The organism is Falsochrobactrum tianjinense (assembly GCF_019100495.1).
GTDB lineage: Bacteria > Pseudomonadota > Alphaproteobacteria > Rhizobiales > Rhizobiaceae > Brucella > Brucella tianjinense.
On the sequence record NZ_JAHRVA010000012.1, the window covers coordinates 1 to 10,050 of the forward strand.

Here is a 10,050-nt window from a genome sequence, read left to right on the forward strand (position 1 = left end):
CGAAACGCCCGAAACTGTTCAGACAAACCGAGCCACCTCTGAATATTCCGTTCCGATTGACACCTCTGGCAAACCCGGCGCGGTTCACACCCAGCCTCGATCATTGGTCGCACAAGGGCCTCAATAATAGGGCTGAGAATAGCCACCTGCCATTTCGAAAACGGGAGCGCACCATGCAAGGCCACCGATCTCCGGGAGCGTTGCAACGGTTCGTATCCATGCACTCTGCTACCCGCAATCGCTTTTCAGTTCCATCCCACCGCCGTGCCGCACAAACAATTCGCTACCACCGTCTTGAAGCGTTCGATACATGGAAAAGTGCAGCCTGCCTTGCCTGAAATCTGAGAGCATCAGCCCATTATCGGCCTGGGTAACTTAACGTGACAACACCGTCCGTAACCGTATGCTGCAAACGCCACACCCGAAATCCATCCACCTGAAAGGTGAAACCGCATAATCCTGCATCAAAGACCAGATTCCACCCGTAATTCGTTTCGTGCAACAACGCACAATCGGGGTATGGCAACCCAGCGAATTTCCTAAAGTTTAAAACGTCTGATCATAAATGGTTCTAAATTTATGAAAGAATCACGCTTTGCAATCAGATCGGCTACAAGCTGAGCCGTCGCTGGAGCAGTAGCCAAGCCGATATGTCCGTGCCCAAAAGCATAGATAATATCATCAGATAACGAAGAATGATCAATGACGGGCAGGCCGTCGGGGGTTGACGGACGATGCCCCATCCAGCGAGATACATTAGTCCCCTTTAAACTGTTGCGCACCACTGAATAAGTCGTGGCAGCCTGTGCTAACAATATATCTGCACGTCGCCAATTTGGGGTTGCTTCAATCGGGGCCATCTCGACTTGGCCTGCTATCCGTAAACCTGAGCGTGTCGATGTGTTCGCTGATTTACTGTCGCTTGTCATAATTGGTATGCTCGGCCCTTCATGCATTCCTTCTAAAACCACATGATATCCGCGTTCACTGCATAAGGGGACATAATCACCACAGATTTGAATTAGTTTACGAGAATGAATACCTGCACAAATCACAGCTGCATCGCATTGCACGACACCTGCGTTAGTCTGCACCGCGTTAAGCTTGCCACTATGCACCGAAAAACCTGTCACAGCAGCAGGCATAAAACTCCCACCACAAGCAACAACGTAATCCTTGATTGCAGCTACATAAGCGCCAGGGTCAATACAATGCACACCTTGCTCAACCAACGCCCCAAAATTGTACTGTTCGCTCAATGTTGGCTCAAGCGCATGAAGGTTAGCCCGTTCGAGCTCCTGCCACTTAACACCGTTCTGCTTTCTCAAGTTCCAGGGAAGCACATCTTTCTCGAACGCATCACGATCAGGATAGACATATAATAACCCCTTTGCCTGGATCAATTCAGGTCGGCTAATTTCTTCAGCAAGTTTCTGGTGCCGTGACGGTGCGTCGTTGAGTAGAGACGTGAGTATTCGAGCGGTACGCTCCACCTTTGCTTTCGTAAACCCAGCATTGAGAAAACGCAGTAACCATGGCAACATGGATGGAAAATGACGCCATCGGATCGTCAGCGGCCCGTTAGGATCGAGAAGATACCGCGGCACTTTCTTCCAAGTACCAGGTACCGACATCGGAATGATGGATGCTGGACTTACCCACGCACCATTACCATAACTAGCTGCCTGCTCCCCTCCGACGGGCCCTGGCTCTATCAGCGTAACGCGATGATTGTCCGTTACCAACGCCGCTGCTACACAAGCCCCGACAATACCACTGCCAATAACTGCAATATGTTTAGTCATCTTCATTCCGTGATTTAGATTTCAGCGTGTGTGCTATCACCCACTGACTTTCGCAAAAAATGGACACAATTTAGCTAACCTCGACTGCGATAAGAGCGCCTTGGTTATCCAAACTCTTCACGACAAAAGCGGATCAGCTTATTTTCTGAGCATCGTTGATCTGACGGAATCGGCCGTTAAGGGTTTAAAGTTGATATGCCGTTCCAATCCTTCAGCAATATTGAGTAGCGACACCTCACTTCCTCTGCGTCCGACGATCTGAATACCGATCGGCAAACCTTCGTTTGATAATCCACATGGCAGTGTGACAGTAGGAAGATGTAAAAAATTTGCCAGAATATTGATATTTAAATCGCCCAGAAAATAGAAGCGGTCTACTTCTGTAAGCTTGCCGGGCACCTTTAATGATACTGGTAAGGCTACGAAATCTACCTGTTCAAATAGCTTTTTCATTGCGAGATAAAGCTCATTGCGTAGGGAGCTAGCCAGCTGGTAGTCGTCTTTCCCAACGCATTCTCCGGCCAGAGACCGTAAACGGAAAGCCGCGCCAAAGTCTTGATAACGCGCACGAACCGATTTTGCGTAATTGGCAGCAACTTCCGCCATCATAACAACGGATGCGGCAGCATGGATTAGATGCAATGACGGCAGGTGAACCTGCTCCACTTGGCAACCACCATTTTCGGCAATAGAGCCTACATTACGATAGGTCTCACGTATCTCAGCTTGTAAACGCTGCTCAAGTGTAGGCTCCAAAATTGCCATACCAAACCGCGCGCCCCTAAGGTCACCATTGCTGTATGTCTTGCTCACATTATCGCTGGTGGCATTTTGATTGCTCAAGCACTCATACACTACGCGGCAATCCTGCACAGTTCTGGCCATCGGGCCAACGTGGTCCATCGAACCGCTGAGAGGCCGGATGCCGCTCATGGAAATGCTGCCATAAGTTGGCGTTAGGCCAACGACACCGCAGTGGCCGCTGGGCAGCCGAATTGACCCTGCAGTATCGGTTCCGATTGACGCAAAACAGAGGCCAGCCGCGACTGACGCGCCAGAGCCGCTGGATGAACCACCGGGGAAGTATTGTGGATTCCAAGGATTTCGGGCGGGTGGAAAAGGGAGATCAAATGATGGGCCGCCAAATGCGAATTCATGGCAATTAGCCTTGCCGATGATAATAGCGTCTGATGCCCGAAGACGCGCAACTACGTCTGCATCGCTTGATGCGACCATATCGAGAGCAGAGCGCGAGCAGCCTGTAGTTGCAATTCCCTCAACATCTATAATATCTTTAATCGAGACGGGGACGCCTGCAAGAGGCCCAAGTTTTTCGCCTCGCCTGACCTTTGCGTCAATTACCTCTGCCTGCTTTAACGCACCTTGGATATCCACGGTAGTGAACGCAGAGAGTGTCTGTTGGCTTGTTTCAATCTGATCCAGGAAGTTCTGGACAGTATCAACAGCCGATATTTGACCATTGGCTATGGCGTCTCGCAGCGTGAGAATTGACATCGAGCCGATGTTACGCATGAGGATTACACTCCCCAGAAGCCTCATCTAGTTCAAAGTGATGGGTGGTTTTGATGACGTTGATTAAATCAACAAGAAGCTGGTATCCTCGTTCAAGCTCAATCTTATCTTCGTCGGTGATTTGCGGCAGTAACTCTTCGCGCATGCGAGACTGGTTCATGCCCAGGTTCCTATTTAGTCGATGACCGCTGACATGCAACGGCCAACTTAGATGGATTATAGGTCAAGACCTTCCGGAATGGTCGACGCGGAAACGCCAATCGCTTCCATGTTTTTCACTACGATCTCACGAATGCCGCCGATGTTTTTCTGGTAGTTAATCCAAACATTTACAAAATCGCGCCAAGTCGCTCTGTCTTCACGACGGAAACCACCATTGGTTGAAGCACCATAGGCCGGCTGTGGAACGGTAAGTTTTCCCAGTTGCGGGTTCTTCTGCACCATTGTCAGTGCCAGAAAAACATCTACAATCTGGCAATCCGCGCGGCCAGCCTGTACTGCAGCCACACCTTCATCTACGGATTTGAAGCGCAAAACTTTGGCATTCGGGCAAAGCCGTGTAACAATTTGGTCATGGGATGAACCGACATCGACAGCAATCGTTACGGATGGGTCGTTAAGCTCTACCCAATCTTTACCTTCAAAACCCTTTTTGCGGATCATGGCGAAGGCACTCATAAAGAGGGAGTTACAAAAATCTACCACTAAAGCCCGTTTTGGCGTGGGCGACATGCCGAAGAACAGATCAATTTTGTCTGCCTCTAGGTCCAATACAGCATTGCCCCATGTCGTCTCTACAATTTTGAGATTTGCTCCAAAAGTTGCAGCAATATCTTTAGCAAAATCAACGCAGAAGCCCCTCCATTCACCACTTGCAATATCTTTGTACGTAAATGGCGCACCACCAGCCACGGCGCCCAGTCGAAGCTCGCCGGTACGTGCAACCCGTTCCATAACGGGCTCTTTGCCGCTACTTTGAGAGGCTGCAGCCGCTGTAGGGACAGCGATAGCCGATAATGCTAGCCCGGCGGTCAATAGATTGCGTCGATTGGTAGTAGTCATGTGATTATTGCTCCCATTTTGTTATTATAATGTGTTGTAACTAAACGGCCATATTCTGCTCTGCTACGACCAACGGCAGATCCAAAATCGCGGGATCAAGCACCGCTCTTTTGATGAAAAGGGGTCAGAAATGCACGTGTCGCCGCATTTTGGGGGTTGTCAATTACGTCCTTTGCCAGTCCTTCCTCGACGATAACGCCATCACGCATGAAGATAACCTTATCCGCGACCTCTCGGGCGAAGGCCATTTCATGGGTGACTATCATCATTGTCATGCCATCGAGCGCGAGCGAACGCATTACTGACAGAACTTCACCGACCAGTTCGGGATCAAGTGCGGATGTTGCCTCATCGAACAACATGACTTCTGGCTGCATTGCTAAGGCACGCGCAATCGCTACACGCTGCTTTTGCCCACCGGATAACCGGCTGGGATACTCATGCATTTTATCCGGTAATCCGACCTTGGTTAGCAACTCCATTGCGAGCAGCCTTGCGTCTTCCTTCAACATTTTGCGCACTGTCATTGGTGCTTCAATTATGTTTCCAAGCACAGTTAAATGCGGGAATAAATTGAAATGCTGAAACACCATTCCCGTATTGGCGCGAAAACTGGCAAGCTTACGCTTGGAAGGCTGGACAGTACCAGGCCCGAACGTGAAGCGATTATCACCAATGCTTATGCTTCCTTGGTCCGGGGTAACCAGTAGATTGAGGCAACGCAACAGCGTTGATTTTCCCGAACCTGAAGGGCCAATCAGGGCAACAACACCGCCGACATCAATTGAAAGGCTTATATCTCGAAGGACATTGAGAGAGCCAAAACTCTTGCGAATACCACTGACTTCGATCTTTGGTTTACTAGCCATAATTAATCTCTTACCAATAGCTTTCTTTCGCCGTAGCGTGCCAATACCGTCAGAGGGAAGAGTATCGCCAAGTAAGCAAGAGCAATTGCTGTATACACTTCAAGTGGTTTGTAGCTGTCATGTGCGATAATTTGCCCTTGATAGAGTAGGTCTGGTACAGCAATAATCGAAATCAGCGACGTATTCTTAAGTTGTATAATCGACTGGTTCAGCATAGGCGGAGCCATACGCTTAAGCGCCTGAGGAAGAATAACCCGTCTCATAATCTGGAAGGGCGTCATACCGAGTGCCATACCGGCTTCGCTTTGTCCGATATCGATGGAAATCACGCCACCTCTGATGATTTCGGCATAAAATGCGCCACCATAAAGCGATAGTGCGATTAAGCCAGCAGAGACACCGGATAGTTCAATCCCCGATAGAATTGGCAATGCATAATACATCCAGATCAACTGAACCAGCAAAGGCGTACAGCGAAACAGCTCAATATAAGCCGCTGCAATAAACCGGAGCAGGGAAAATCGTGACAGCATCATAAGCCCTGCGATTAGGCCAACTATAATACCGAAAACAACAATGGCGGCAGTAAACCCGATTGTGACGCCGATGCCTTCAATAAATAAATATCTATAGTTCCAGAGGAATTGAAAATCCCAAGAATACATATGTTTGATCCGCCTTCTACGCTGCTGTTCTCTTTTCAGGTGCTATCGGGTTTGCACCTGTTTTCGTGAGCCATGAATAGACGGGAGGAACCCGATTCGCGATAGATTCTACAACGACATCGATGAAATACGGACCATCATGGTTGAAGGCTTCAGCAATTGCGTTTTCAAATTCTTCGGGAGTTTCAGCACGCGACGAGTGGATACCGTAAACGCTGGCAAGTTTATCCATACTATGTGGATTAAAATCGACACTGAATGTACCGTCGTTTGATCGTTCCGTATTTGTCACGCGCTGTAGCGCTTTAATCCAGCCAAAGCAGGCATTGTTGAAGTGAATTAGAACAGCGGGTATGTCCAATCGTGACAAGGTTTCCAGTTCTCCTGCTGACATCCCGAGTGATCCGTCGCCGAACAAGCCGACAGGGCGAACATTTGGAGCTGCGTAATAGGCACCGATCACTGCCGGTATGGCATAACCCAACCCGCCGAAAAAACGAGGAATGACTAGCCGGGATTGATCGTCACAAAACTTCAGAAAACGCGTAGAATAAGGTGTCGGTGTTCCAGCATCAGAAATAACATTGCAAGGGGCGGGAAGATGACGATTAAGCGTTTCGATGATAAACTCAGGTCGGATCGGCGAAGGGTCTTGCTCATCCATGGACGCAATATGTTCCCAGAATTCCTTCCGGCGCTGGTTGATATTGTCAACCCAAACTACCGTATCTAGTAGATACTCAGGATTTATCGCATTAATCATCGCCTCTAATACAGCACGAGCATCACCGTAAATGGGAAAGTCAACCTCGTATGTATTCGCGATGACTTCAGGATTCAGATCAATTTGTATAATTTTACAATGCGCATTCATAGATGGATGCCGCCAGTTCATTGTGGCAACAGAACCCATCCGGCAACCTATATAAACAACGAGATCAGCATTCTCCAGTGCCCATAGTGCGTGCGGATGGAACCCGTTATCACCGATAATGCCGATACTAAGATCATGATTATCGCGTACGGCGCCCTGTCCTGTGATGGTGGTTACAACCGGGATGTTCAAGCGTTCGGCAAATTGTGTTAACGCAAGGGACGCGCCAGAACGGTTCAGGCCACCGCCAGCGACTATTAGTGGTTTTTTTGCCTCAAGGAGCGCTGTCATTGCGGCGTCAATTGCGTCTTGTTGCGGTTGAACGCGGTAAGACGGTGCCACGCGGCATTGCGGCTCTATATGCAAGGACACATCGGCCTCAGGTATTTCTTCGTACAGAATATCCTCAGGTAGTGCGAGGACAGCTGCGCCAGGGCGACCTGCTGTTGCATAACGGAATGCACGGCGTACGACTTCAGGCAACTTGCCGATTGACGGAAGGGTCTCGACGTGCTTTGCGATTGGACGGAACAGTTCACCAATAGGCAGCTCCGTTAAAGTGCCTCTTCCCACGCCCGCGCGTGGGATGTCGTTCACCAATAAGATCACCGGCACAGATGATTCATTCGCCTCTGCAACGCCAGGTAGTGCATACATGGCACCTGCACCGCTTGGGACCTCTGCAATTGCTGGTTTGCCAGAAATGCGCGCATAGCAATCTGCCATAAAAACCGCGGATCGTTCGTCGCGGCACAGCACATGAACCGGTGCACCTTCTATGGATTTAAGAGCTCTGTATAGGGCGACATTGGTATCACCAGGAACGCCGAAAATGACTTCCACTCCGTAATCAGAAAGCATTCTTACAAGAGCTGCCGCACCATTCATTTCAAACCTCACACCCACGATTGCAATGTAAATTCAAATCTGCCATAGGGAGCGAATAGCTGTCGATACAAGAAACCAGTACATACTTCTTCGAAATCTTGTAACAGGTTCAATAATTTGTATTAAGATAAGAAAACTGGCTAGGCACCGTCTCGATGGTGCTCGAAGTTAGCGTTGCAGGCCTGTATTTAGGTGGATGGGAGCAATATGGCTAAGCCCAGTCTAACACTGGTTCAAACCTTCTATCATCTTGCAAAACAAGGTTCTTTCTCTGCGGCTTCACGTGAGCTGAATTTAAGCTACCAATCAGTCGCAAATCACATACGCAAACTTGAACAGATACTGGACAGTAAACTGATTGTTTCTGAACAAGGTGCAAAGCGTGTATCGCTCACTCCCAAGGGAGCTATATTATTTGGTATATTGAATCCAGAGCTTGATATTATGCTTGAACGGATCAAGACGTTAATTGACAAACAGAAAGCTTTTATACGGATCGGTGTACCGCAAGGTTTTTTCCTTCACATGTTTCCGAACATCATTTCCCAATTTCGTGCGAAATATCCTGATTACGAGCTATCGTTTTACGAACGCGATACTGCTCTGTCCGATCTCGTAAAAAATGGCGACGTAGACGTACTTATCTCCGAGCAATATTTTGGTGATCCGATCCTAACACAGCGCCTACTCGGCAGTTACAACCTTAGCCTCGTCTATCCCGCGTCTTGGGGAGCGATTAAACCGCAAGATGACGTTGCCAAGTGGATGAAGGGGCGCCCATTCATAACTCATGAACCAGGGCAAACGCTTCGCAATATTGCTCTCGATTTTATCAAGCTCAAAGGCATCGACATAACTTCCCCTATTTCCGTTTCAAGTAGTACGAGCGTCAAGCGATGCATTGAGCAGGGATTTGGTTTTGGAATTCTTCCCTCTTGGACTGTGCATTCGAACGATACGGATGTTCTCAGCATTGGTCTAGTTGATCTGGTATCAGTTCAGGTATATTTTGGAGTAGCAAGTTTTTTACAGAACAATCCCGCCGTTAGGCATCTGTATGAGATGTGCTCCGCAGAATTCAGTCGAGCAGTCGAACTCTGACATACACATATTAGGCGGCTTTGTTGCAAAAAAAATTGGTCGGGATGGAGCGCACCTTAACTTTGGACGCAACTACGCTGTGATCTCCGCAAGTTGCTGTTTGAGCGATATGAACTGCCCCCATTTCGACCGGACAGTCGGCATAAGCAGAAAGGCTCAACCACAGGCTTGAGTATAGGCTTATGTCTAACGATTTCAGACACGTCGAATTGCTGACGGGAGATGTGCGCCGCAGGCGATGGACAACCGAGCAGAAACTGACAATCATTGAGCAGAGTTTCGAACCAGGCGAGACGGTATCTTCTACCGCTCGCCGCCATGGCGTTGCGCCCAATCTACTTTACCGGTGGCGCAGGCTTTTGAGCGAGGGAGGTGCTGCAGCGGTGGATTCTGACGAGCCGGTTGTCGGCAATTCGGAAGTGAAAAAGCTGGAAGATCGCGTCCGCGAGCTGGAGCGCATGCTTGGTCGCAAAACGATGGAAGTCGAAATACTCCGCGAAGCCCTTTCGAAAGCAGACTCACAAAAACGGATATCGCGGCCGATCTTGTTGCCGAGGGACGGTTCCCGATGAAGGCTGTCGCCGAAACTTTGGGCGTCTCCCGCTCGAACCTCATCGAGCGGTTGAAAGGCCGATCAAAGCCGCGCGGGTCCTATCATAAGGCCGAGGATGCGGAGCTCCTGCCCGTCATCCGCAGGCTGGTGGACCAGAGGCCGACCTATGGCTATCGGCGGATCGCCGCGCTTCTCAATCGCGAAAGGCGGGCCGCCGATAAGCCTGTCGTCAACGCCAAACGGGTTCATCGCATAATGGGCAACCACGGCATGTTGCTGGAGAAGCATACGACCGTTCGCAAAGGCCGCATTCACGACGGCAAGGTCATGCTCATGCGCTCGAACCTGCGCTGGTGCTCGGATGGTCTGGAATTTACCTGCTGGAACGGTGAGATCATTCGTCTCGCCTTCATCATCGACGCTTTCGACCGCGAGATCATTGCCTGGACAGCGGTCGCAAATGCTGGCATCTCCGGCTCAGACGTCCGCGACATGATGCTGGAGGCGGTCGAGACACGCTTCGGAGCAACCCAAGCTCCGCATGCTATCGAGCATCTCTCCGACAATGGTTCGGCTTACACAGCAAGGGACACGAGGCTGTTTGCCCAAGCCCTCAATTTGACGCCCTGCTTTACGCCAGTGGCTAGCCCGCAGTCGAACAGAGGTGGCTCGGTTTGTCTGAACAGTTTCGGGCGTTTCG

At 49.7% G+C, this 10,050-nt stretch carries 9 protein-coding genes and 1 pseudogene; 3 read left to right on the top strand and 7 right to left on the bottom strand.

Annotation, left to right across the window (positions count from 1 at the left end):
- The coding region (locus KUG47_RS16490) for a DDE-type integrase/transposase/recombinase (RefSeq protein WP_254799613.1) at positions 1-338 on the top strand (338 nt) is incomplete at its 5' end.
- A 201-nt stretch (positions 339-539) separates the two neighbouring features.
- On the opposite strand, the gene KUG47_RS16495 is transcribed toward KUG47_RS16490, so the two are convergent.
- The 7 genes from KUG47_RS16495 to KUG47_RS16525 form a co-directional block, all read right to left on the bottom strand.
- Complete coding sequence (locus tag KUG47_RS16495; RefSeq protein ID WP_254799614.1) at positions 540-1,805, bottom strand: NAD(P)/FAD-dependent oxidoreductase; 1,266 nt, start codon at positions 1,803-1,805, stop codon at positions 540-542.
- A gap of 138 nt (positions 1,806-1,943) precedes the next feature.
- Entirely contained in the window at positions 1,944-3,338 is a 1,395-nt protein-coding gene (locus KUG47_RS16500; protein WP_217679129.1) for an amidase, read from the bottom strand.
- Complete coding sequence (locus tag KUG47_RS16505; protein WP_217679131.1) at positions 3,331-3,498, bottom strand: hypothetical protein; 168 nt, start codon at positions 3,496-3,498, stop codon at positions 3,331-3,333. The genes KUG47_RS16500 and KUG47_RS16505 overlap by 8 nt, the downstream gene beginning before the upstream one ends.
- Before the next feature lie 56 nt (positions 3,499-3,554).
- Positions 3,555-4,400 carry a transporter substrate-binding domain-containing protein gene (locus tag KUG47_RS16510; protein ID WP_217679133.1) on the bottom strand — a complete coding sequence of 282 codons (846 nt, stop codon included), beginning with the start codon at positions 4,398-4,400 and terminating at the stop codon, positions 3,555-3,557.
- A gap of 95 nt (positions 4,401-4,495) precedes the next feature.
- A complete protein-coding gene (locus KUG47_RS16515; protein ID WP_217679135.1) occupies positions 4,496-5,269 on the bottom strand; it encodes an amino acid ABC transporter ATP-binding protein in 774 nt (257 codons plus the stop codon).
- 2 nt (positions 5,270-5,271) lie between these two features.
- Positions 5,272-5,934, bottom strand: a complete 663-nt coding sequence (locus KUG47_RS16520) for an amino acid ABC transporter permease (RefSeq protein WP_217679137.1) — start codon at positions 5,932-5,934, stop codon at positions 5,272-5,274.
- 16 nt (positions 5,935-5,950) lie between these two features.
- Entirely contained in the window at positions 5,951-7,696 is a 1,746-nt protein-coding gene (locus KUG47_RS16525; RefSeq protein ID WP_217679139.1) for a thiamine pyrophosphate-binding protein, read from the bottom strand.
- Positions 7,697-7,903: 207 nt separating this feature from the next.
- Between KUG47_RS16525 and KUG47_RS16530 the strand changes: the two genes are divergently transcribed.
- On the top strand, positions 7,904-8,797 hold the full coding sequence (locus KUG47_RS16530; RefSeq protein WP_217679141.1) for a LysR family transcriptional regulator: 894 nt from the start codon (positions 7,904-7,906) through the stop codon (positions 8,795-8,797).
- Between the two features lie 182 nt (positions 8,798-8,979).
- Positions 8,980-10,050, top strand: a pseudogene (locus KUG47_RS16535) (IS3 family transposase); the annotation flags it as partial.

Bases quoted from the DNA above. Each gene is read 5' to 3' on its own strand.
- KUG47_RS16495 (WP_254799614.1), bottom strand. From the start codon at position 1,805: ATGACTAAACATATTGCAGTTATTGGCAGTGGTATTGTCGGGGCTTGT.
- KUG47_RS16500 (WP_217679129.1), bottom strand. From the start codon at position 3,338: ATGCGTAACATCGGCTCGATGTCAATTCTCACGCTGCGAGACGCCATA.
- KUG47_RS16505 (WP_217679131.1), bottom strand. From the start codon at position 3,498: ATGAACCAGTCTCGCATGCGCGAAGAGTTACTGCCGCAAATCACCGAC.
- KUG47_RS16510 (WP_217679133.1), bottom strand. From the start codon at position 4,400: ATGACTACTACCAATCGACGCAATCTATTGACCGCCGGGCTAGCATTA.
- KUG47_RS16515 (WP_217679135.1), bottom strand. From the start codon at position 5,269: ATGGCTAGTAAACCAAAGATCGAAGTCAGTGGTATTCGCAAGAGTTTT.
- KUG47_RS16520 (WP_217679137.1), bottom strand. From the start codon at position 5,934: ATGTATTCTTGGGATTTTCAATTCCTCTGGAACTATAGATATTTATTT.
- KUG47_RS16525 (WP_217679139.1), bottom strand. From the start codon at position 7,696: ATGAATGGTGCGGCAGCTCTTGTAAGAATGCTTTCTGATTACGGAGTG.
- KUG47_RS16530 (WP_217679141.1), top strand. From the start codon at position 7,904: ATGGCTAAGCCCAGTCTAACACTGGTTCAAACCTTCTATCATCTTGCA.